Origin of the sequence: Bradyrhizobium ivorense (assembly GCF_900696085.1) — a bacterium.
Classification (GTDB): domain Bacteria; phylum Pseudomonadota; class Alphaproteobacteria; order Rhizobiales; family Xanthobacteraceae; genus Bradyrhizobium; species Bradyrhizobium ivorense.
In genome coordinates this window covers 114,070-137,444 of sequence record NZ_CAADFC020000003.1, presented here as the reverse complement: position 1 = coordinate 137,444, position 23,375 = coordinate 114,070, and the positions used below count along the sequence as shown (strand labels likewise).

Below are 23,375 nucleotides of genomic sequence, written 5' to 3'. Positions count from 1 at the left end.
GATGCGAAGCTGTTCCGCTCCGGCCGGGACTTTGCCGCCTGGATCGGGCTCACCGGCAAAGATCACGGCACCGGGGGCAAGCATCGCCCAGGCCGCATCTCCAAGCAGGGCGATCGCGTGCTGCGCGCGCTCTTCATCAACGGCGCCAGCGCCCATCTGCGGCAGCAGAAGGCGCGCGGCGTCAGCGATCCATGGCTGCGTGATTTGCTGGCGCGGCGGCCCTACAAGGTCGCCATGGTGGCCTTCGCCGCCAAGACCGCGCGCATCATCTGGGCCATGCTGGTCAAAGGAGAACCTTACCGCGACCGCGCGAGCGCGCCGGCTGCTGCCTAGTCGAGGGGCGACAGCCGCCGCGCTCGCGCTCATTCCTATCGGAAGGGCAATCAAGGTGTGATGGCAAATGGTCAGGAAACCGGGATCGAAACACTCCGCCACGTCATCGCGCGTCACAGCGCGCCGCAATGATTGGAATTCGATCAGCGATCTCCATCAGGGCCCGCGGTCAATGGCCGCATCTCGAGGCCGTATACATGACCGCTCCCCGATCCGCTTGCCGAAACATCAAGAAAGCCCTTGCCGACAGGGGGCCGTCCATACATGACGTGGAGAGAGAGCGCGACGCGTCCTACCGCGACTTCCAGAAGTCCACGACGCGCTGTGCGGTCGACGGCATCAAACGCGTAAAGTTCACCCGCGCGCCTTCGATATCGGACGGCGACGGCACGCGGTTGCGGCCGAGCCGCATCAGGATCAGCGCCCGCACCGTCGGCCAATCGAAGCCGATCGTCTTGCTGGCGATCAGGATCGGGTCGTAGCGGTCACCTGAGATCAGGCGGTCGAGCGTGACGATCTTCACGCCGGTCATCGCGGCCAGCGCCGCCACGCATTCCTCGTATTGGTAGGCCCTTGCGAAGCTGAGCACCGCCGCCTCGTTCAATTCGCCGGCGCGATGCAGCGTGAGGATCGCGCGCTGGGCCGGCACGAAATCGCGGCCCGTGACCTGCGGGATCACGCCTTCGATCTCGCTCATCGCGAGCTTGATCTCGGATTGCCGCTCCGGCTTGGCGACGTCGAACAGGCGCCGGCGGATCACGTCGATCGAGCCCGCCAAAAGGTTCTTCAGATGTTCCGGCGGCAGGTCGTCGCGGCGGCCGATCTTCAGCGTCAGCACGCCGTCCTGGCCGGCGCGCCGGATCATCTCCGCGAAGGACTCGTCGGAGAACGCCGCGCCGGCATTGCCGGCCGCGCACCGCACCACGTCGCGATCGCCGCGGCGAATGATGACGTCGGTCAGTCCGACGGAAAGTTTTGGCCGCTCGGCCATCGCGAGCAGATGGCCCTGCCCTTTGGCATTGGCGATCTCGACCAGCACCGGCTCGTCGATCACAGGCGAGCGGCGCAGCAGCGGGCCCGCGACCGCGATGTCGTCCTCATGGGCGAGTTGGCCGACAAGCTGGCGCGGCGCGTTGGCGAGCAGCGCGAGCCGCTCGGCAAGCTCGATGCGCGCAGCCAGCTCGGCATGCGGAACCAGGCTCGTGAGCACGCCATCGAACAGGTCGATATGGTCGGCGCGAAAATTCGGCGCACCCTGCAGAAACAGCTCGCCCACCTGTCGCGCGGCCTCGGCGCGGCGCTTGGGGTCGCCGCGGCGAACGATATCGTCGAGTTCCGGGAGCAGCGCGGGGGCTGTCGTCATAAGGTGATCCAGACCAGCGGCTTGTGCCGGTTTGCGGGCAATCTAAGGTCCCGTTCGTAAACGGAGGGTTAGATCAAGCCGCCCCCGGGAGAGCGGCAAAATCGTTCCCCGCGGCCCCCGGAGGCCTTGCCGGCCCTGCGCGAAAGGGCTATATCGGCAGCAACTTATGGTATCTCATACGATCGCGTAGGAGAGTGGGCCCCCCGGGACCCGCTCTTTTTTATTACCCGAGCGGACCCAGCCAGGCCGGGTGCCCGTTTGGGTAGCGTTACCGGCCCCTTAAGGCCGCCGAGCCAACACGACAGACCTCAGAAACCTCAGACTGCCTTTGACACTGGATATGATCGATCAGACTGCCACGTCCGTGGACGCCGAACTGCTCGCCGAGCCGAGGCTCGTCGTCGAGCCGGGGGTCGCGGCGCGGGTCGCCGCGGTGGCGGTGCCGGTGCTGCAGGGCATGGGGTATCGCCTGGTGCGGATCAAGGTCTCGGGCGATGCCGGCTGCACCGTGCAGATCATGGCGGAGCGGCCCGACGGCTCGATGCAGCTCGAGGATTGCGAGGCGATCTCGCGCGCGCTGTCGCCGGTGCTCGACGTCGCCGATCCGATCGAGCGGGCCTATCGGCTGGAAATCTCCTCGCCCGGCATCGACCGGCCGCTGGTGCGCCGCTCCGACTTCGAGCGCTACGCCGGTCACCTCGTGAAGATCGAGATGGCGGTGGCGCATCAGGGCCGCAAGCGGTTCCGCGGCGCGCTCGCCGGCGTCGAAGGCGATGCCGTGCGCGTCAGGCGCGACGACCCGCGCCCCGACGAGGATGCCGAGGTCCTGCTGGTGATGGAGGACATCTCGGATGCGCGGCTGGTGCTGACCGACGAGCTGATCGAGGAATCGATGCGCCGCGGCAAGGCCGCCGAGCGTGAATTGCGCCGCGAGCTCGGCCTCGCGCCGCCGCAGCCGGCGCACGCCAAGAAGAGCGATCCGGCGAAAAGCAACAAGCCGAAACCGAAACCCGGCAAGAAGCCGGAGCCGACCAACACCAAGAAACACCGCCTCGCCGCCGAGCGTGCGCGCCGCGGTGAGATCGATTCATCCGAAGGAGACTAAGCCATGGCAGTCAGCGCCAACAAACTCGAACTGCTGCAGATCGCAGACGCAGTTGCGCGCGAAAAGTCGATTGACCGCTCCATCGTGATCGCGGCGATGGAGGATGCCATCGCCAAGGCGGCGCGCGCCCGCTACGGCAGCGAAACCGATATCCATGCCGAGATCGACGCCAAGAAGGGCGAGCTGCGGCTGACCCGCCACATGCTGGTGGTCGACGTCGTCGAGAACGCCTCCAACCAGATTTCGCTGCACGATGCACAGCGCGCCAATCCGGGCGCCCAGGTCGGCGACACCATCGCCGACACGCTGCCGCCGCTGGAATACGGCCGCATCGCCGCGCAGTCCGCCAAGCAGGTGATCGTGCAGAAGGTGCGCGAGGCCGAGCGCGACCGGCAGTATCAGGAATTCAAGGACCGCATCGGCGACATCGTCAACGGCATCGTCAAGCGCGTCGAATATGGCAGCGTGATCGTCGACCTCGGCCGCGGCGAGGCGATCGTGCGCCGCGACGAGATGCTGCCGCGCGAAGTGTTCCGCAACGGCGACCGCGTCCGCGCCTACATCTTCGACGTCCGCCGCGAGACCCGCGGTCCGCAGATCTTCCTGTCGCGCACCCATCCGCAGTTCATGGCAAAACTGTTCGCGCAGGAAGTGCCCGAGATCTATGACGGCATCGTCGAGATCAAGGCGGTGGCCCGCGATCCGGGCTCGCGCGCCAAGATCGGCGTGATCTCGCGCGATTCCTCGGTCGATCCGGTCGGCGCCTGCGTCGGCATGCGCGGCTCGCGCGTGCAGGCCGTGGTCAATGAGCTGCAGGGCGAGAAGATCGACATCATCCCGTGGTCGCCCGACATCGCGACCTTCGTCGTCAACGCGCTGGCGCCGGCCGAAGTCGCCAAGGTCGTGATCGACGAAGACCGCGAGCGCATCGAGGTCGTGGTGCCGGACACCAACAACCAGCTGTCGCTGGCGATCGGCCGCCGCGGCCAGAACGTCCGCCTCGCCTCGCAGCTCACCGGCTGGGACATCGACATCCTCACCGAGCAGGAAGAGTCGGAGCGCCGCCAGGCCGACTTCGAGAATTCGACCCGCGTGTTCATGGAAGCGCTCAATGTCGACGAGGTGGTCGGCCAGCTGCTCGCCTCCGAAGGCTTCACCTCGGTGGAGGAACTCGCGCTGGTGGATGTCAAGGAACTCGCCGGCATCGAAGGTTTCGACGAGGAGACCGCCACCGAGCTGCAGACCCGCGCCCGCGAATATCTGGAGCGGCTCGAAGCCGAGCTGGAAGCGCGGCGCAAGGAACTCGGTGTCGAGGACGACATGAAGGACGTGCCCGGCATCACCGGCAAGATGCTGGTGAAGCTCGGCGAGAACGACGTGAAGACCGTCGAAGACCTCGCCGGCTGCGCTACCGACGATCTGGTCGGCTGGACCGAGCGCAAGGAAGGCAGCGAGCCGACCAAGCATGCCGGGTTCCTCGATGGCATCGAGATCTCACGTGACGAGGCCGAGGCCTTGATCATGCAGGCCCGCCTCAAGGCCGGCTGGATCACCGAGGCCGACCTCGCCAAGCCGGCCGAGGAGGCCGAGGCTGCCGAAGAAGAAACGGCGTCGTAAGGAGATGGCCCACGGATGCTCGCATCAGCTGACCCCGATCTCGACGATGGGCCGCGGACAGGCAAGTCCGCGACCACGCGGATGTGCGCGGTCAGCCGCGAGGTCCGTCCGATCGACGAACTGATCCGGTTCGTCGTCGCACCCACCGGCGAGGTGGTTCCGGATATCAAGCGCAAGCTGCCGGGCCGCGGATTATGGCTTTCCGCGTCGCGGCGAAGCGTTGCGGAAGCGGTCCGCCGTCACCAATTTAGCAAGGGATTCAAGCGTGATGTTCGCGTCGCGCCGACCCTTCCCACCGACACCGAGACCCTTTTGGTGCGCAGCGTCACCGAGGCGCTGGCGATGGCCGCCAAAGCCGGTCAGGTGGTTTGTGGCTTCGGTAAGGTCGAGGATGCACTCAACCGGAGCGAAACCGCAGCCCTGATCCACGCTTCCGACGGCGCCGCCGACGGAATCCGCAAATTGGACGCGATCCTGCGGCAAAGGGGCGAGAAACGTGGTGAATCGCCGGTAATTGCCGTCGTCAATGTTTTGACGTCGGAAGAATTGGATTTGGCACTTGGGCGGTCAAATGTGATACATGCTGCCCTGCTCGCGGGCCCGGCGAGCAAGACGTTCCTGTCGCGCTGCCAGTTGCTGGTCCGATACCGGATGGCCGACGACGACAAGACCGCCGAAGCGGCCAGAAATTCCAGAGCGTGATCCGGGAAGGCGGACGCCGTCTTTCCGACCGGATCGCGCTCAGCAATAGACGACCTGTTGAAGGATTTGTGCGGGAAACGCACAGCGAAACGAGATTAGGACTGCTGAATGGTTGATACCAAGACCCCTGGCGACAAGACTCTGAGTGTTCCGAGCAAGACGTTGTCGCTGAAGCCGCGCGTCGAGACGGGCACCGTGCGCCAGAGCTTCAGCCACGGCCGGACCAAGCAGGTCGTGGTCGAAAAGCGCGGCAAGCGCCGGATTGGCGGCGATGGCCCCGAGACCCATGCCCCGGAACCCGTGGTTGCAAAGCCTGCGGTGCCCGCGCCCAAGCCGCCGCTCGGCCGCCCCTCGGGTTCGCCGCAGGGCCAGCCGCAGCGCAACACCCGCTCCGGCGTCGTGCTGCCGACCCTGACCGAGGACGAACGTTCCGCGCGTGCCAGCGCGCTCGCCGACGCGCGCCAGCGCGATATCGAGGAGCGCCGCCAGGCCGAAGAGGAAGCCAAGCGCCGCGCCGCCCGCGAGGCCGCCGAGAAGATCGAGCGCGAGGCCGCCGAAGCCCGCCGCAAGGCGGAAGAGGAGCGCCATCGCCACGAAGAGGAAGCCAAGCGCAAGGCCGAAGTCGAAGCCAAGCGCCGGTTCGGCGAAGGCGAGGCCAAGCCGGGAGCGCCCGCTGCTGCCGCACCGGCCAAGCCGGCAGCTCCCGCGACGGCGACGGCGGCACGTCCCGCGACGTCGGCTCCCTCGCGCCCCGGCTCATCCGCGCCGGGCCGCACCACCACGACCACCACCGCACGCACGCCGGCTTCCGCGCCGCGGGCGCCGGCCGTTGCGGCCGAGGCCGATGAGGATGAAGGTCCGCGTCTGGTGCGCCGCCCCGGCGGTGCAATCCGTCCCGCGGCCGCGCCGAAGACGACCCACAAGCCCGGTCCGCAGAAGGAGCGCGGCCGCCTCACGGTGACCACCGCGCTCAACGCCGACGACGTGCGCGAGCGTTCGATCGCCTCGTTCCGCCGCCGCACCCAGCGCCTCAAGGGCCATGCGTCGAACGAACCGAAGGAAAAGCTGATCCGCGAAGTCACGATCCCGGAAGCGATCACGATCCAGGAACTCGCGAACCGCATGTCGGAGCGCGCGGTCGACGTCATCCGCATGCTGATGAAGCAGGGCGCGATGCACAAGATCACCGACGTGATCGATGCCGACACCGCGCAGCTGATCGCCGAGGAGCTCGGCCACACCGTGAAGCGCGTCGCGGCCGCCGACGTGGAAGAAGGCCTGTTCGACGTCGTCGACGATTCCACCGACACCGAGCCGCGCTCGCCCGTGGTCACGGTGATGGGTCACGTCGACCACGGCAAGACCTCGCTGCTCGACGCGCTGCGCCACGCCAACGTGGTGTCGGGCGAAGCCGGCGGCATCACCCAGCATATCGGCGCCTATCAGGTGCTCTCGCCCGAGAGCGGCACCAAGATCACCTTCATCGACACGCCCGGCCACGCCGCCTTCACCGCGATGCGCGCCCGCGGCGCCAAGGTCACCGACATCGTCGTGCTGGTTGTCGCGGCCGATGACGGCGTGATGCCGCAGACCATCGAGGCGATCAACCACGCCAAGGCGGCCAAGGTGCCGATGATCGTGGCGATCAACAAGATCGACAAGCCCGATGCGCGGCCGGAGCGCGTGCGCACCGAGCTGCTGCAGCACGAGGTGCAGGTCGAATCGCTCGGCGGCGAGGTCGTCGACGTCGAGGTTTCGGCGAAGAACAAGACCAATCTCGACCGGCTGCTCGAGATGATCGCGCTGCAGGCCGAAATACTCGACCTGAAGACCAATTCGGAGCGTCCGGCGGAAGGCACCGTGATCGAAGCCAAGCTCGATCGCGGCCGCGGTCCGGTCGCCACCGTGCTGGTGCAGCGCGGCACGCTGCGCATCGGCGACATCATCGTGGCCGGCGCCGAGATGGGCCGCGTTCGCGCGCTGATCTCCGACCAGGGCGAGAATCTCGAGGAGGCCGGCCCGTCCGTGCCGGTCGAGGTGCTCGGCTTCAACGGCCCGCCGGAAGCCGGCGACCGCCTCGCGGTGGTCGAGAACGAAGCCCGCGCCCGCCAGGTCACCAGCTACCGCGCGCACCAGAAGCGCGAGAACGCCGCCGCCTCGATCTCGGGCATGCGCGGCTCGCTCGAGCAGATGATGTCGCAGCTGAAGACCGCGGGCCGCAAGGAGTTCCCGCTGATCGTGAAGGCCGACGTGCAGGGCTCGCTGGAAGCGATCCTGGGCTCGCTGGAGAAGCTCGGCACCGAGGAAGTCGCCGCGCGCATCCTGCATGCCGGCGTCGGCGGCATCTCGGAGTCCGACGTCACGCTGGCGGAAGGCTTCAACGCCGCGATCATCGGCTTCTCGGTTCGCGCCAACAAGGAAGCGGCGGCCGCGGCCAAGCGCAACGGCATCGAGATCCGCTACTACAACATCATCTACGATCTGGTGGATGACATCAAAAAGGCGATGTCCGGCCTGCTCGCGCCGACGCTGCGCGAAACCATGCTGGGCAACGCGCAGATCCTGGAAGTGTTCAACATTTCCAAGGTCGGCAAGGTCGCAGGCTGCCGCGTCACCGACGGCACCGTGGAACGCGGCGCCAATGTGCGCCTGATCCGCGACAACGTCGTGGTGCACGAAGGCAAGCTGTCGACGCTGAAGCGCTTCAAGGATGAAGTGAAGGAAGTGGTCGCCGGCCAGGAGTGCGGCATGGCATTCGAGAACTACGGCGACATGCGTGTCGGCGACGTGATCGAGTGCTACCGCATCGAGACGATCCAGCGCTCTCTGTAAGTCCAAATCTTACGAAGCGCAGATCTACTAAGCGTTGGGTCCAATTAACTGAACACGCGGCGGCGTGGCCGGACACTGTTCGGCCACCCCCGCATTGCCTGAATTGAAAGCTTGGACATTGATGCCCGCGCGGCGAAGCCTGCGGGCGCGACGGTTTTGGAAGTAGGTCATGCCCCGTCAAAAGAAAAGTTCCGCCCCCGGCGGCTCGCAACGTCAGTTGCGCGTCGGCGAGACCGTTCGCCACGCGGTTGCCGATATTCTGTCACACGGTGACGTCCACGATCCGGATCTGGAAGGCCACATCATCACCGTTCCCGAGGTGCGTATGTCGCCGGACCTGAAGCTCGCCACGATCTACGTGATGCCGCTCGGCGGCCGCGACACCGATGTCGTGATCGCAGCGCTCGAGCGCAACAAGAAATTCCTCCGCGGCGAGATCGCGCATCGCGTCAACCTGAAATTTGCGCCCGACATCCGCTTCCGCGTCGATGAGCGGTTCGACGAGGCGGCGCGCATCGAAAAACTTCTGCGAACACCTGCGGTGCAACGCGACCTGGCACCCGATTCGGACGACGAGTGATGACTGTGATGACGACCAACGGCGTGATCGATGCGCAGGATGCCGACGCGCGCGACGCTGAGCGGGATGCCTTGCCCGAGCCGCGCGCCGACGAGGTGCGGCGCGTCAACAACGATCCGCGCCAGAAGCAGGGCAAGCAGAACCAGCAGCCGCGCCGCGACAAGCGCGACGTCCACGGCTGGGTGGTGCTCGACAAGCCGATCGGCATGACCTCGACCCACGCGGTCGCCGTGCTCAAGCGCCTGTTCCAGGCCAAGCGCGCCGGACACGCCGGCACGCTCGACCCGCTCGCCTCCGGCGGCCTGCCGATCGCGCTCGGCGAAGCCACCAAGACGGTTCCGTTCGTGATGGACGGCCGCAAGCGCTACCGCTTCACGGTGTGCTGGGGCGAGGAGCGCGACACCGACGACACCGAGGGCCGCCCGGTCAGGACCAGCGAGAGCCGGCCGAGCGCCGACGCGATTCGGGAACTGTTGCCCCGCTTCACCGGGCTGATCGAGCAGGTTCCGCCGCAATATTCGGCGATCAAGGTGCAGGGCGAGCGCGCCTATGATTTGGCGCGCGACGGCGAGACCGTGGAGCTGCAGCCCCGCCCGGTCGAGATTCACGAATTAACCCTTGTAGAACACGGAGATAACGGCCAGTCCGTGTTCGAGGCTGAGTGCGGCAAGGGAACCTATGTCCGGGCGCTGGCCCGCGATATGGGCCGGATTCTCGGCTGTTTCGGCCACATCTGCGCCCTGCGGCGGACCATTGTCGGCCCGTTTACCGAGGCGGACATGATTCCGCTGGAACAGTTGGAGGCTTTATGCAATAGAGCCGCGTCTGGCGAGGGCAGCCTCGCCGACGCGCTTTTGCCCGTTGAGACCGCGCTGGACGACATCCCGGCACTGGCCGTCACACGGGCTGATGCGGCAAGGCTCCACAGGGGCCAGGCCGTTTTGTTGCGCGGACGGGATGCGCCCAATAGTAGCGGCACAGTCTATGTCACGGTGGCAGGCCGGCTTCTCGCGCTTGCCGAAATTGGCAATGGCGAACTCATCCCCAAGCGCGTGTTCAACCTGAGCGGACTGACTGCCAGTCCGGCTCGCAACCATGAAAGTAACTGACGATGTCGATTACCGCGCAACGCAAAGCGGAAGTCATCAAGACGAATGCCACCAAAGCCGGCGACACCGGCTCGCCCGAGGTTCAGGTCGCGATCCTGTCGGAACGCATCAATAACCTCACCGAGCACTTCAAGACCCACAACAAGGATAACCATTCCCGCCGTGGCCTCCTGAAGCTCGTGTCGACGCGTCGCTCCCTGCTCGATTACATCAAGCGCAAGGACGAGGCGCGCTACAAGGCGCTGCTCGAGAAGCACAACATCCGTCGTTGATTTGAGAGAGTACGCGCGCAATTCGCGCGCGTTTTCGCATGATATTCCGGGAAACGGACTTTCGAATTGTCGAAAGATGATCATGCGCTACTAGCGTCCAGCAGCAATCCGGCCGCTGGACGGGGCAAGATGCCCAGATGACCGAAAGGATGGACGCCATCCGAAATCCAAGGACCATGGCAGGATCGCCGGATGCTGGTCGCGAACGCGCATCAGTGTCTCGCCGTCTTGCGCATGGTCTTTGTGTTTTGGGGCGCCGTGCTTTCGTGAAACCATGAAAGAAGACCGAAATGTTCAATACGCATTCCGTCGAGATCGACTGGGGTGGACGTCCCCTCAAACTTGAAACCGGCAAGATCGCCCGCCAGGCCGACGGCGCCGTGTTGGCGACCTATGGCGAGACCGTGGTGCTCGCCACCGTCGTCGCGGCCAAGGCGCCGCGCGAGGGCGTCGACTTCCTGCCGCTCACCGTCGACTACCAGGAGAAGGCCTACGCCGCGGGCCGCATTCCCGGCGGCTACTTCAAGCGCGAGGGCCGTCCGACCGAGAAGGAGACGCTGGTCTCCCGCCTGATCGACCGCCCGATCCGTCCGCTGTTCGTCGACGGCTGGCGCAACGAGACCCAGGTGATCATCACCACCCTGTCGCACGACATGGAGAACGATCCCGACGTGCTGGCGATGGTTGCGGCGTCCGCCGCGCTGACCCTGTCCGGCGTGCCGTTCAAGGGCCCGATCGGCGCCGCCCGCGTCGGCTTCGCCAATGACGAGTTCATCCTCAACCCGACGCTCGACGAGATGACCGAGACCCAGCTCGACCTGGTCGTCGCCGGCACCGCCGACGCCGTGCTGATGGTGGAATCGGAAGCCAAGGAGCTCAATGAAGAGGTGATGCTCGGCGCCGTCATGTTCGGCCACCGCCACTTCCAACCGGTGATCAACGCGATCATCGAGCTCGCCGAGAAGGCCGCCAAGGAGCCGCGCGACGTCACTCCGATCGACAATTCCGAGATCGAGAAGGAGATGCTCGGCATCGCCGAGCAGGAGCTGCGCACCGCCTATGCGATCCCGATCAAGCAGGAGCGCTATGCGGCGGTCGGCGCCGTCAAGGAGAAGGTGCTGGCGCACTTCTTCCCGGAAGGCCAGGAGCCGAAATACGACAAGCTGCGCGTCGCCGACGTGTTCAAGGAGCTCGAGGCCAAGATCGTTCGCTGGAACATCCTGGACACCGGCAAGCGGATCGACGGCCGCGACGTCAAGACGGTGCGCAACATCATCGCCGAGGCCGGCGTGCTGCCGCGCGCCCACGGCTCGGCGCTGTTCACCCGCGGTGAGACCCAGGCGATGGTCGTAACCACGCTCGGCACCGGCGAGGACGAGCAGTATGTCGACGCGCTGTCGGGGACGTACAAGGAAACCTTCCTGCTGCACTACAACTTCCCGCCCTACTCGGTCGGTGAGACCGGCCGCCTCGGCGGCACCAAGCGCCGCGAGATCGGCCACGGCAAGCTCGCCTGGCGCGCGATCCACCCGGTGCTGCCGCCGCATCACGAGTTCCCGTACACGATCCGCGTGGTCTCCGAGATCACCGAGTCGAACGGCTCCTCGTCGATGGCTTCTGTGTGCGGCGCCTCGCTGTCGCTGATGGACGCCGGCGTGCCGCTGAAGCGGCCGACCGCCGGTATCGCCATGGGCCTGATCCTGGAAGGCCAGCGCTTCGCGGTGCTGTCGGACATCCTCGGAGACGAGGATCATCTCGGCGACATGGACTTCAAGGTCGCCGGCACCGACCAGGGCATCACCTCGCTGCAGATGGACATCAAGATCGAGGGCATCACCGAGGAGATCATGAAGGTTGCGCTTGGCCAGGCCAAGGAAGGGCGCATCCACATCCTCGGCGAGATGGCCAAGGCACTGACCGCGGCCCGTGCCGAGCTCGGCGAATACGCGCCGCGAATCGAGACCTTCAAGATCGCCACCGACAAGATCCGCGAAGTGATCGGCACCGGCGGCAAGGTGATCCGCGAGATCGTCGAGAAGACCGGCGCCAAGGTCAACATCGAGGACGACGGCACCGTGAAGGTCGCCTCCAACGACGGCGAGGCGATGAAGGCCGCGATCAAGTGGATCAAGTCGATCGCCTCCGATCCGGAGGTCGGCCAGATCTACGAGGGCACCGTGGTCAAGGTGATGGAGTTCGGCGCCTTCGTGAACTTCTTCGGCGCCAAGGACGGCCTCGTCCACATCAGCCAGCTCGCGGCCAACCGCGTGCAGAAGACCTCCGACGTCGTCAAGGAAGGCGACAAGGTCAAGGTCAAGCTGCTCGGCTTCGACGACCGCGGCAAGACCCGGCTGTCGATGAAGGCGGTGGACCAGGAGACCGGCGAGGATCTCGAGGCCAAGCAGAAGGCCGAAGCCCCGGCGCCGCGCGAAGCCGCCGGCGAGTAAGGCCAGACCATCTCAAAGTGTTGCGAAAGGGCGGCCCGAAAGGCCGCCCTTTTTCAGTTTGTGCAGGGTGCGATGCGAGATCACCGGCCGCTGATCGGCCTGTGCGCTTTTGACCCGACATTGTGAACGGAAGCCATTGGAACCCGGTCACAACTCGGGCCTAACATCAGGACGCTTTCCTTGAGCATGGAGAATCACGATGTCATCGATGTCCCGACGCCGCCTGATCATCGCAGCCGGCAGCATCGCCGCAGCCGCCACGTCCGCCCCGCGGATGACTTACGCCCAGGCAACGGCACCGGCCCCGAGCGGGCCGTTCAAGATCGATCCGCTGCCCTATCCCACCAGCGCGCTGGAGCCGCACATCGATGCCAGGACGATGGAGATCCATCACGACAAGCATCATCAGGCTTACGTCAGCAACCTGAACACTTTTGCCAAGGACCATCCCGCGATCGCCGAGAAGCCGATCGTCGAGGTGCTCGCCGGCCTCAACAGCGTGCCGGACGCGGTCCGCACCGGCGTGCGCAACAACATGGGCGGCCACGCCAACCACACCATGTTCTGGCAGATCATGGGCCCGAACGGCGGCAAGCCGGAGGGCGAGGTGCTGGCCGCGATCGAGCGCGACCTCGGCGGCATGGAGAAACTGCAGACCGACTTCAACGCCGCCGGCGGACGCGTGTTCGGATCGGGCTGGGTGTTTGTCACCGTGACCAAGGACGGCAAGCTCGCGCTCGAGACCCGGCCGAACCAGGACACTCCGCTGATGGACGGCAAGCGCGCTTTGCTCGGCAATGACGTCTGGGAGCACGCCTATTACCTGACCTACCAGAACCGCCGCCCCGATTATCTCAAGGCATGGTGGAATACGGTGAACTGGAAGGCCGTGGCCGAACGCTACGCCGCCGCGAAGGCCGGCACGCTCGGCGTCTGAGCCAGCGCTCGCCGATTGCGACGAGCTGCGCTAGACTTGAAAGCCCCACGCGCAATCGTGGGGCTTTTTACGTCGCGCGCCTGATCGCGAACGCCATGGAATTGAACGATGACGCTGCCGGCCATCCGCCCCGCTCGCGCCGACGAGCATGACGCGATCACGCGCATCTGGATGGAGAGCTGGGTTTCGACCGGGCTGTCGCAGCCAAGCGAAAAATTGTTGAGCGATCTGCGCGCCCGCCTGCCGCGCGAGATCGCCGGCGGCTGGAGCCTGTTCGTCGCCGACGATCACGGCGCTATCGCCGCCATGCTGGCCCTGCATCTGCCGACCCTGCTGCTCGACCAGCTGATGGTCGCGCCGTCCCATCAGGGCCGCGGCCTCGGACGCCATTTGCTCGCGTTCACGCGCCGGCAACTGCCCGACGAGATCTGGCTGAAATGCGTCCGCGAGAACGAGAAGGCCTGGCGCTGGTACGAGCGCGAAGGTTTTGTGTTCGAGACGGAAGCGCCCAATCCGGTGACCGGCTTCATGATGAAGCACTATCGGTGGAAGAGAAGCACACGTAGCGCTTAGCGTTCCAACCTCCCCTTGAAAAGGGGAGGTCGCTTTGCTCGCAGAGCAAAGCGGGTGGGGATCTGCTCTCTCCACTTGCAGCGTCGCCGGCGGCTGACCCCCATCCCGACCTTCCCCCTTTCAGGGGGAAGGAGAAAGATTTGTAGCCCGGATGCAGCGAAGCGAAATCCGGGAGCTCGTTCCACAACAGCGTCTGTCCCGGATTGCGCTGCGCTCCATCCGGGCTACGAAGGGGCACCTAACCCGGGACGACGCGGGGATCGAGGTCCTGCGTGTACTCGACGCCGTCGATGCCGAAGCCGAACAGGCGCAGGAACTGGCTCCTGTATTCCCCGAGATCCGCGAGCTCGCCGAGGGTTTCCGTCGTCAGCAGCGGCCAGCGCCGCGACACTTCCGCCTGAACCTCGGGCGAGAGCTCCCAGTCGTCGACCCTGACGCGCTGCGCGTCGTCGAGCTCGACGGCCTTGCCCAGCTTGGTCCGGAACAGGCGATCGATCTGCTCGATGCAGCCTTCGTGCAGGTTGAGCTGCTTCATCACCTTGAACAGCACCGTGCCGTAGAGCGGCACCACCGGGATCGCCGAGCTTGCCTGGGTGACCACCGCCTTCAGCGCCACGACGCGGGCCGCCTCCGCGCCGAGCCGGCCGCGGATCGCTTCCGCCTTGCTGTCGAGATCGACCTTGGCGCGGCCGAGCGTGCCGTTCCAATAGATCGGCCAGGTGAGCTCGCTGCCGATATAGGTGTAGTTGAGGGTGCGGAAGCCAGGAGCCAGCACGCCGGCGTCGGCGAGCTGGTCGATCCAGCGCTTCCAGTCGTCGCCGCCCATCACCGCGACCGTGGCGGCGGTCTGCTCCTCGCTCGCCGGCTCGAGCGTGGTCTGAAACACCTCGCCGGTTTCGGTATCGAGGGTCTTGATCTCGACGGGGGCGCCCAGCGGCTTGATCACCGAGCGATAGGTCTCGCCGGTGACGGGATCGGTACGCGCCGGTGCGGCCATGCTGTAGACCAGCATGTCGAGCTGTCCGAACTTTTCACGCACGCGTTCGATGAAGTTTGCCTTCAGCTCGTCGGAGAAGGCGTCGCCCTCCAGCGTGAGCGGGGATCGCCCGATCTTCTTGGCTTCGATCTCGAAGGCGCGATTGTTGTACCAGCCGGCGGTGGCCGTCCGTTTTTCCGTCGGCTCGCGTTCCAGCGACACGCCGATGGTGTCGGCGCCGCCGGCGAAGGTCGCAACGATGCGGCTGGCAAGGCCGTAACCCGTCGAGCAGCCGAGCACGGCGACGCGCTTCGGGCAATCGGCGACCGGACCCTGCTTGAGCACGTAGCCGATCTGTTCGCGGACATTGGTGGCGCAACCGACGGGATGTGCCGTCGTGCAGATGAAGCCTCGCACGCGCGGTTCAATGATCATGCGCACCCCATTTCAGATCGTTGCAATGTCCCATTCGCGGCCTGCCGACCTCCTTCGCGCGCGGGAGTGAAAACCAAATCACGCATCCAGGCGCTTGAACACCAGCGTGGCGTTGGTGCCGCCGAACCCGAACGAGTTCGACAGCACGGTCGCGAGCTTGGCGTTGTCGATGCGCTTGCGCACGATCGGCATGTCGGCAAACACAGGATCGAGCTCGGTGATATGCGCGCTTTCGCAGACGAAGCCGTTGTTGAGCATCAACAGCGAATAGATCGCCTCCTGCACGCCGGTGGCGCCGAGCGAATGGCCGGTCAGCGCCTTGGTCGCCGAGATCGGCGGACACTTCTCGCCGGTGCCGAACACCCTGCGGATCGCCTCGATCTCCGGCGGATCGCCGGCCGGCGTCGAGGTGGCGTGCGGATTGATGTAGTCGATCGGCGTGTCGACCGTCGACAGCGCCATGCGCATGCAGCGCTCGGCGCCCTCGCCCGACGGCGCCACCATGTCGTAGCCGTCGGAGGTCGCGCCGTAGCCGACCACCTCGGCGTAGATCTTGGCGCCGCGCGCCTTGGCGTGCTCGAGCTCTTCCAGCACCACGACACCGGCGCCGCCGGCGATCACAAAGCCGTCGCGGCTGATGTCGTAGGGACGCGAGGCGGTGGCCGGCGTGTCGTTGTATTTCGAGGACATCGCGCCCATCGCGTCGAACAGCACCGAGAGCGTCCAGTCGAGCTCCTCGCAGCCGCCTGCGAAGATGATGTCCTGCTTGCCGATCTGGATCGTCTCATAGGCGTTGCCGATGCAATGGTTCGACGTCGCGCAGGCCGACGAGATCGAGTAGTTCACGCCCTTGATCTTGAACCAGGTCGCAAGCGTCGCCGATGCCGTCGAGGACATGCCCTTCGGCACGGCAAAAGGACCGACGCGCTTCGGACCCTTGCTCCGCGCGATGTCGGCGGCTTCCACCAGGGTCCGCGTCGACGGCCCGCCGGATCCCATGATGATGCCGGTGCGGATATTGGAGACCTCGCCGTCCTCGAGGCCGGAGTCGCGGATCGCCTGTTCCATCGCGACGTGATTCCAGGCCGCACCCTCGGCGAGGAACCGCATCGCGCGACGGTCGATCACGTCGGCGGGATTGAGTGTCGGCGCACCCTGCACCTGCGAGCGGAAGCCGAGCTCGGCGTGCCGCTCCGCGCGTGTGATGCCCGACTTCGCCTCGTAGAGACTCGCAAGCACTTCCTGGGTGTTGTTTCCGATGGACGAGACAATGCCCATCCCCGTGATGACAACCCGCCTCATGTTCGCCTCGCCCTGCCTTTATGTTGTCGCATGATGATCCTGCTCAAGATGGCGCCGTGCCCTGCTTGAACAATCCGACCTTCAAATCCTTTGCGCGATAGATAATCTCGTCGTCCATGGAAAGCCACCCGTCGGCGATTCCAAGCACGAGCTTTGACCGCATCACGCGCTTGATATCGACGTTGTACACAACCTTGCGCACATGCGGCAGCACCTGGCCGGAGAACTTGAGTTCGCCGAGACCGAGCGCGCGACCGCGACCTTCACCGCCGATCCAGCCGAGATAAAAGCCGACCATTTGCCACATGGCGTCGAGGCCGAGGCAGCCCGGCATCACCGGATCGTTCTTGAAGTGGCAGCCAAAGAACCAGAGGTCCGGCTTCACTTCGAGCTCGGCGCGCACCAGCCCCTTGCCGAACTCGCCGCCGGTTTCCGAGATCTGGCTGATGCGGTCAAACATCAGCATCGGCGGCAGCGGCAACTGGGCGTTGCCGGGACCGAACAGCTCGCCCCGGCCGCAAGCCAGCAAATCCTCATATTCATAACCGCCGCGCCGATCCAGCATCCTCTTCCAACCTCTCAATGTCCCGATAAAGCGCTCTTACCTAAGCTCTTACTAAGCTCTAAGCCGGACCTTATCTTCCCACGGGAACTGGAACATCCCGTATCGTGGGCGCTACCTGGGTACGCTGCCTGGCCTTGATCTCTGCCGAAAGCGCATATGTGGTCCGCGCGCTCTCTAACATAGGCTCAACAGGGCGGCAAAGCCGCTTTCAGGTGATAAATTACCGGCTAGCCAATGGGTTTCTATGGGTTTTGACTGTACCTTGGATTCGTTCTAGTTGCGAAAAACTTGCATCTGGTAGGCATCCTTTTTATATTTATCAGGAATATTGCCTGAGTTAGGTGCATAGAGTGGATATGAACGAGGAAGTACCGGCTGTGAACGATGACGCCGTGCACCCCGCCGCCCGCGGCGCTGGGCATCACCCGGCCTTGACCGGCTGCCCCTGGCATGACGTCAACGAGATGTTGCAGGCTGCCGGTCTTAGGCCGACCCGCCAGCGCATGGCGCTGGGCTGGCTGCTGTTCGGCAAGGGCGCCCGCCATCTGACCGCGGAAATGCTCTACGAGGAAGCCACGCTGGCCAAGGTTCCGGTGTCGCTGGCGACTGTCTACAACACCCTCAACCAGCTGACCGATGCCGGTCTGCTGCGCCAGGTCAGCGTCGACGGCACCAAGACCTATTTCGACACCAACGTCTCGGCGCACCACCACTTCTATCTCGAGCACAATCACGAGCTGGTCGACATTCACGACTCGACCATGATGCTCTCGAAGATGCCCGAGGTGCCCGAGGGCTACGAGATCTCCCGCGTCGACATGGTGGTGCGGCTGCGCAAGAAGCGCTGAACGGATTTACCGTCGAATGGATTTGGTGGCCGGGCTCGTCCCGGCCATTGTTGTTTGAGACGTCGTCATTCCGGGATGGTGCGTTAGCACCAGACCCGGAATCTCGAGATTCCGGGTTCGATGCTGGCGCATCGCCCCGGAATGACGCTTAGCGTCAATCCACCTTCTCGTCGGCGTAGACGCCCCACAGGCGCTGCTGCTCGATCCAGCCGTCGAAGCCGGCGCCGGTGACCCGGCACCAGTTGTTGGCGCATTTCTTGACCTGCGCGACCACGCCGGCCTGCAGCCGCGCCGCGATGGCGCTGGTGGCGTCGGGGCGATCGTAGAGCGAGGCGAGATCGTCCTTGTGCTTCATCGTCACCACCGCGGTGCGGCGGCCGGACAGCAGCGAGTGATAGACCCAGCCCTCGGCGCCCTCGGAATCGCGCACCCGGCGCCAGTTCTCGAATTCGGCGGTGATTTCGACTGGAAGCCCGGAGCGCGTGTAGACCCAGGCGACGTCGTTGTCCTTGGTCGGGCCGGCGCGGACATTCACATGATCGGATTTCAGGCTGACATAGCGCGGGATCGGCAGTCCGCTGGTGGTGGGGCTCGCATCCTTGGCGGAATGTCCAGGGATCACCGACATGCCCAGCATGCACCCGACCAGCGCCGCCAACCAACCGAAACGCCAGAACCCCACCATCAACTCGTCTCCTGCCGAGATGCCCAACCCGCATTCGGCGAGTTGCAACCCATTGACCCACGCCCGAATACCGGCCCCTCACGTCCGCGCCGTTCGTTCCCGACCGGACATCCGAGGGGTTCTTGTCTTGGCCCGGCCTTCTGCTAGAGAGGACGGAACGCTTCTAGAACCAGAACGCCCGAATTTCCCGCAGGCCGAAGGCCGGGTAAGTCTCGGGGAACCCTAGGAAACGCGAAGGAAACGCCGGCACAGAGCGGCGATCAGCAGTGTCGAACAACCGGGTTAATGAGCACTGAACGGCTTGATCTTTGGCAGGCCGCGCAGCTCATGAGAGCAGGACATGTCGGTAAAGAAAAAGCCTCTCGTCGTCGTCACCCGCAAGCTGCCGGACTCGATCGAGACCCGGATGCGCGAGCTGTTCGATGCCAGATTGAATCTCGACGACACGCCGATGACCGCGGAGCAGATCGCGGACGCGGCGCGCAGCGCCGATATTCTGGTGCCGACCGTGACCGACCTGATCCGCGAGGACGTGATCAACCATCCCGACTGCAAGCTGAGGATGATCGCCAATTTCGGCAACGGCGTCGACAATATCGACGTCGCGGCGGCGCATGCCCGCGGCATCACGGTCACCAACACCCCGAAGGTGCTGACCGAGGACACCGCCGACATGACGATGGCGCTGATTCTGGCGGTGCCGCGCCGCTTGATCGAGGGCGCTTCGATCCTGACCGAAGGCAAGCAGCACTGGGCGGGCTGGTCGCCGACCTGGATGCTCGGCCACCGCATCGGGGGAAAAAGGCTCGGCATCATCGGCATGGGCCGGATCGGCCAGGCGGTGGCGCGCCGCGCCCGCGCTTTCGGGCTGCAGATCCACTATCACAACCGCCGCCCGGTGGCGCCCGTGATCGCCGACGAGCTCGGGGCGACCTATTGGGAAAGCCTCGACCAGATGCTGGCGCGGATGGACATCATCTCGGTGAACTGCCCGCACACGCCGGCCACCTTCCATCTGCTGTCGGCGCGGCGGCTCAAGCTGATCCGCAAGGAGGCCTACGTCGTCAACACCGCGCGCGGCGAGGTGATCGACGAGGACACGCTGATCAAGCTGATCGAGGCCGGCGAGATCGGCGGCGCCGCGCTCGACGTCTATGAGCACGAGCCGGCGGTCAACCCGAAGCTGGTGCGGCTGGCCAGGGCCGGCAAGGTGGCGCTGCTGCCGCATATGGGCTCGGCCACCATCGAAGGCCGCGTCGAGATGGGCGAGAAGGTGATCATCAACATCCGCACCTTCCTCGACAACCACAAGCCGCCGGACCGCGTGCTGCCGAGCATGCTGTGATGGCATAGTCCGGGTTACGCTCCATCCAAGCGACGCAGCTCCAACCTCCCCTTGAAAAGGGGAGGTCGCTTTGCTCGCCAGAGCAAAGCGGGTGGGGATCTGCTCTCTCCGCGGAGCGGAGCCCGCGGCTGACCCCCATCCCGACCTTCCCCCTTTCAGGGGGAAGGAGAAGAAAGATCTGAAGCCCGGACGCAGCGCAGCGCAATCCGGGAACAGCCTCTCCGCGGAATCACCGCCCCGGATTGCGCTGCGCTGCATCCGGGCTACGGGGATGCCGTCGCGGGGGCGCGCTGCCAAATACCGAAAAACAACCCCATGCAAAGTAGCCGGTGGCGGCCTGGAGCCCACGTTCAGGTGTCGTCCCGGCCTAGTGCGCAATTGCGCACGGGGGCCGGGACGACGGCGAGCGTGTCGCGTTACGGCTTCCGCCGCGCCTGCTTGCGCCAGTCGGCGACGAACGCCACGAAGGCGGCGAGCGCGGGGGGTGGCTGGCGGCGGCTCGGGTAATAGAGGAACGGCCCGTCGAACGGCGGGCACCAGTCGTCGAGCACGCTGACCAGCGTGCCGGATTTCACGCCGTAACGGACATAGCCCTCGAAGGTCGCCCAGTAGCCGACGCCGTCATGCACCGCGCGCAGCGCAAGGCCGAGATAGGTGGCGATCAGCTTCGCCGGCGGCGAGACCTTGACCAGGCGGCCGTTCTTCTCGAACTCCCAGTCGAACATCGCGCCGTTGCTGAAGCGGGTGCGGATACAGGCATGCTTCAGCAGATCCTTCGGGTGCAGCGGCCGGCCGTGCCTAGCGACATAGTCGCGCGAGGCCACCACCGCGTAGCGCTGCGGCGCGCCCAGCGGCATTGCGATCATGTCCTGCGCCAAATGCTCGCCATAGCGCACGCCGGCGTCAAAACCCTGGGCGACGATGTCGACGAAGGCGGTTTCGGCGACGATCTCCAGCTCGACCTTCGGATATTTTGCCAGGAACGGCCCGACCATCTGTGCCAGCACGAGGTCGACCGCCGGCGGCGGTGCATTGATGCGCAACCGGCCGGACGGCTCGGCGCGCAGGCCGCGCACCTGGTTCAGCGCATCGCCGACATCTGACATCGCCGGGGCGACGCGCGCCAGCAGCATTTCGCCGGCCTCGGTCAACGCAACGCTGCGGGTGGTGCGGTTCATCAGGCGGACGCCGAGCCGTTCCTCCATGTCGCGCAGCCGCTGGCTGAGGCTCGAGACCGAGACGCGCCGCTCCAGCGCGGCGCGCCGGAAATTGCGCGTGCGCGCCACCGCCACGAAGGCGTCGAGGTCGCGGAGGTCGAAATCCAGCATTGTTCGATATAGTGAACAAGCTGTTCCCGATTGTCCAGCTTATCGGCCCAGGCGGGCGGACGCATATCAGCCGCGTCATCCGGCGGCGGATTGCCCGCCGCGACCTTCGAGGGAAGCACCACCATGGACACACGCAAGCTCGGCTCCACCGGCCCCGCCGTCTCGCAGCTCGGTCTCGGCTGCATGGGCATGTCGGACTTCTACGGCCCCACCGACCGCAGCGAGAGCATCGCCACCATCCATGCCGCGCTGGAGGCCGGCATCACCCTGCTCGACACCGGCGATTTCTACGGCATGGGCCACAACGAGATGCTGATCGGCGAAGCGCTCAAGGGAAAGAATCGCGGCAACGTGCAGATCAGCGTCAAGTTTGGCGCGCTGCGCGACCGCGCTTACGGCTTTCTCGGCTATGACAGCCGCCCCGCCGCGGTGAAGAATTTCGCCGCCTATTCGCTGCAGCGGCTCGGCGTCGACCACATCGACGTCTACCGCCCGGCGCGGCTCGATCCCAACGTGCCGATCGAGGACACGGTCGGCGCGATCGCCGACATGATCAAGGCCGGCTGGATCCGGCATATCGGCCTCTCCGAGGTCGGCTCCGACACCATCCGCCGCGCCCACAAGGTGCATCCGATCGCCGATCTGCAGATCGAATATTCGCTGCTGTCGCGCGGCATCGAGAACGACATCCTGACGACCTGCCGCGAGCTCGGCATCGGCATATCAGCCTATGGCGTGCTGGCGCGCGGGCTGATCAGCGGGCACTGGTCGAAGGACCGCGCGGGAGCGAAGGATTTCCGGCTGCTCAGCCCACGCTTCCAGGCCGGCAATATCGACGCCAACCTCGCGCTCGCCGACCGGCTGCGCGTCATTGCGGAGGATTTCGGTGCCTCACCGGCGCAGGTCGCGATCGCCTGGGTCGCTGCACAGGGCACGGACATCGTGCCGCTGGTCGGCGCGCGGCGGCGCGAGCGGCTGACGGAAGCGCTCGGTGCGCTCGATGTGAAGCTCACCGACGCGCACCTCGCCGCATTGGCATCGGCGTTTCCGCCCGGCGCCGCCGCCGGCGGACGCTATCCCGAGGAGCATCTCCGGCACATGGACAGCGAGAAGCCGGCGACCGTCTCGTAGGCGTTACAAATGCCCGCTCAGGTCGGTGATGCCGGGCGCATCACCGTTGAGCGGGTTCTGCGGATCGCGCGCGTAGCGCAGCGTCTCGAAGCGCATCGCGCGCGCATCCACCATCAACAGGCGGCCGACCAGGCCCTCGCCGAAGCCGACGATCTCGCGGATCGCCTCCAGCGCCATCATCGATCCCAGAACGCCGGCGAGCGCGCCCATCACGCCGGCCTCGGCGCAGGCCGGCACCGTGCCCGGCGGCGGCGCTTCCGGGAACAGGCAGCGATAGGTCGGGTTGAATTCGCCCTGCGCATTCTTCTCATGGGCGCGGATCGTGGTCAGCGACGCGTCGAACTGGCCGAGCGCCGCCGTGATCAGCGGCCGCTTGGCGAGGAAGCAGGCGTCGGAGACGAGGTAGCGGGTCTCGAAATTGTCGGAGCCGTCGAGCACGAGATCGTAACCCGCGATCAGCGCCATCGCATTGTTGGCGTCGAGCCGAACGGCATGCGCCTCGAACGCCACATGCGGATTGAGTGCGTGGATCTGGGCAGCGGCGCTGTCGACCTTGCGCTTACCGACGTCAGGCGTTGCATGGATGATCTGGCGCTGCAGGTTGGAGAGCGACACGATATCGTCATCGACCACGCCGAGCCGGCCGACGCCGGCGGCGGCCAGATACATCAGCGCCGGCGCGCCGAGGCCGCCCGCGCCGATCACCAGCACCGCGGCGTTCTTCAGCGCGTTCTGGCCGGGACCGCCCACCTCGCGCAGCACGATGTGGCGGGCATAGCGTTCGAGTTCGTCGGCACTCAGCATCGTGAATTCCTGCGCGCTATTCCCTGAACCCGGGCGCGATTGGAGTCGACCAAGCAGATGTGCTTAGTTGCGTGGACGTCAATGGG

21 protein-coding genes are annotated in these 23,375 nt (G+C 65.6%); 14 read left to right on the top strand and 7 right to left on the bottom strand.

Features of this window, described 5'->3' with window-relative positions; all coding sequences use genetic code 11:
• Positions 1–333, top strand: a 333-nt coding sequence (locus tag CI41S_RS00865) for a transposase (protein ID WP_139857013.1), incomplete at its 5' end; no start/stop codon positions are given.
• Between the two features lie 292 nt (positions 334–625).
• Here the strand turns inward: CI41S_RS00865 and CI41S_RS00860 are convergent.
• Positions 626–1,696 carry a DUF2336 domain-containing protein gene (locus tag CI41S_RS00860; RefSeq protein ID WP_139857012.1) on the bottom strand — a complete coding sequence of 357 codons (1,071 nt, stop codon included), beginning with the start codon at positions 1,694–1,696 and terminating at the stop codon, positions 626–628.
• Positions 1,697–2,036: 340 nt separating this feature from the next.
• On the opposite strand from CI41S_RS00860, the gene rimP reads away from it, so the two are divergent.
• From rimP to CI41S_RS00810, 10 genes are all read left to right on the top strand, one after another.
• Entirely contained in the window at positions 2,037–2,801 is a 765-nt protein-coding gene (gene rimP / locus CI41S_RS00855; protein ID WP_139857011.1) for a ribosome maturation factor RimP, read from the top strand.
• Between the two features lie 3 nt (positions 2,802–2,804).
• Complete coding sequence (gene nusA, locus CI41S_RS00850; RefSeq protein ID WP_139479352.1) at positions 2,805–4,418, top strand: transcription termination factor NusA; 1,614 nt, start codon at positions 2,805–2,807, stop codon at positions 4,416–4,418.
• A gap of 15 nt (positions 4,419–4,433) precedes the next feature.
• Positions 4,434–5,120, top strand: a complete 687-nt coding sequence (locus tag CI41S_RS00845) for an RNA-binding protein (protein ID WP_139857010.1) — start codon at positions 4,434–4,436, stop codon at positions 5,118–5,120.
• 108 nt (positions 5,121–5,228) lie between these two features.
• Positions 5,229–7,952, top strand: coding sequence for a translation initiation factor IF-2 (gene infB, locus CI41S_RS00840; protein WP_139857009.1), 2,724 nt, complete (start codon positions 5,229–5,231; stop codon positions 7,950–7,952).
• Positions 7,953–8,121: 169 nt separating this feature from the next.
• Positions 8,122–8,532 carry a 30S ribosome-binding factor RbfA gene (rbfA, locus tag CI41S_RS00835; RefSeq protein WP_139479355.1) on the top strand — a complete coding sequence of 137 codons (411 nt, stop codon included), beginning with the start codon at positions 8,122–8,124 and terminating at the stop codon, positions 8,530–8,532.
• On the top strand, positions 8,532–9,641 hold the full coding sequence (gene truB, locus CI41S_RS00830) for a tRNA pseudouridine(55) synthase TruB (protein ID WP_139857008.1): 1,110 nt from the start codon (positions 8,532–8,534) through the stop codon (positions 9,639–9,641). Before rbfA ends, truB begins: the two co-directional genes overlap by 1 nt.
• Before the next feature lie 2 nt (positions 9,642–9,643).
• Complete coding sequence (gene rpsO / locus CI41S_RS00825; RefSeq protein ID WP_139479357.1) at positions 9,644–9,913, top strand: 30S ribosomal protein S15; 270 nt, start codon at positions 9,644–9,646, stop codon at positions 9,911–9,913.
• 290 nt (positions 9,914–10,203) lie between these two features.
• A complete protein-coding gene (pnp, locus tag CI41S_RS00820) occupies positions 10,204–12,360 on the top strand; it encodes a polyribonucleotide nucleotidyltransferase (protein WP_139857007.1) in 2,157 nt (718 codons plus the stop codon).
• A 199-nt stretch (positions 12,361–12,559) separates the two neighbouring features.
• A complete protein-coding gene (locus tag CI41S_RS00815; RefSeq protein ID WP_139857006.1) occupies positions 12,560–13,297 on the top strand; it encodes a superoxide dismutase in 738 nt (245 codons plus the stop codon).
• 108 nt (positions 13,298–13,405) lie between these two features.
• A complete protein-coding gene (locus CI41S_RS00810; protein ID WP_139857005.1) occupies positions 13,406–13,870 on the top strand; it encodes a GNAT family N-acetyltransferase in 465 nt (154 codons plus the stop codon).
• A 238-nt stretch (positions 13,871–14,108) separates the two neighbouring features.
• Here the strand turns inward: CI41S_RS00810 and fabV are convergent, their stop codons facing one another.
• The 3 genes from fabV to fabA form a co-directional block, all read right to left on the bottom strand.
• The gene (gene fabV / locus CI41S_RS00805) at positions 14,109–15,281 is read right to left on the bottom strand and encodes an enoyl-ACP reductase FabV (protein WP_139857004.1); all 1,173 of its coding nucleotides are present in this window, start codon (positions 15,279–15,281) and stop codon (positions 14,109–14,111) included.
• Positions 15,282–15,359: 78 nt separating this feature from the next.
• Positions 15,360–16,583 (bottom strand): beta-ketoacyl-ACP synthase I, encoded by a 1,224-nt coding sequence (fabB, locus tag CI41S_RS00800; protein WP_139857003.1) that lies wholly within the window; start codon positions 16,581–16,583, stop codon positions 15,360–15,362.
• Between the two features lie 43 nt (positions 16,584–16,626).
• The gene (gene fabA / locus CI41S_RS00795; protein WP_139479363.1) at positions 16,627–17,148 is read right to left on the bottom strand and encodes a bifunctional 3-hydroxydecanoyl-ACP dehydratase/trans-2-decenoyl-ACP isomerase; all 522 of its coding nucleotides are present in this window, start codon (positions 17,146–17,148) and stop codon (positions 16,627–16,629) included.
• A 356-nt stretch (positions 17,149–17,504) separates the two neighbouring features.
• Here fabA and irrA point away from each other — a divergent pair, with 356 nt between their 5' ends.
• Positions 17,505–17,996 (top strand): iron response transcriptional regulator IrrA, encoded by a 492-nt coding sequence (gene irrA / locus CI41S_RS00790; RefSeq protein WP_139857002.1) that lies wholly within the window; start codon positions 17,505–17,507, stop codon positions 17,994–17,996.
• A gap of 154 nt (positions 17,997–18,150) precedes the next feature.
• Here the strand turns inward: irrA and CI41S_RS00785 are convergent, their stop codons facing one another.
• Positions 18,151–18,681 carry an SH3 domain-containing protein gene (locus tag CI41S_RS00785; RefSeq protein ID WP_139857001.1) on the bottom strand — a complete coding sequence of 177 codons (531 nt, stop codon included), beginning with the start codon at positions 18,679–18,681 and terminating at the stop codon, positions 18,151–18,153.
• 340 nt (positions 18,682–19,021) lie between these two features.
• Between CI41S_RS00785 and CI41S_RS00780 the strand changes: the two genes are divergently transcribed.
• Entirely contained in the window at positions 19,022–20,026 is a 1,005-nt protein-coding gene (locus CI41S_RS00780; RefSeq protein WP_139857000.1) for a 2-hydroxyacid dehydrogenase, read from the top strand.
• Positions 20,027–20,442: 416 nt separating this feature from the next.
• Here the strand turns inward: CI41S_RS00780 and CI41S_RS00775 are convergent, their stop codons facing one another.
• Positions 20,443–21,354 (bottom strand): LysR family transcriptional regulator, encoded by a 912-nt coding sequence (locus tag CI41S_RS00775; RefSeq protein WP_139856999.1) that lies wholly within the window; start codon positions 21,352–21,354, stop codon positions 20,443–20,445.
• A 123-nt stretch (positions 21,355–21,477) separates the two neighbouring features.
• Here CI41S_RS00775 and CI41S_RS00770 point away from each other — a divergent pair, with 123 nt between their 5' ends.
• Positions 21,478–22,485, top strand: coding sequence for an aldo/keto reductase (locus CI41S_RS00770; RefSeq protein WP_139856998.1), 1,008 nt, complete (start codon positions 21,478–21,480; stop codon positions 22,483–22,485).
• 3 nt (positions 22,486–22,488) lie between these two features.
• Here CI41S_RS00770 and CI41S_RS00765 read toward each other — a convergent pair whose 3' ends face one another.
• Positions 22,489–23,289: a HesA/MoeB/ThiF family protein gene (locus tag CI41S_RS00765; RefSeq protein ID WP_139856997.1), complete on the bottom strand. Its 801-nt coding sequence runs from the start codon at positions 23,287–23,289 to the stop codon at positions 22,489–22,491.
• Positions 23,290–23,375: the final 86 nt, after the last annotated feature.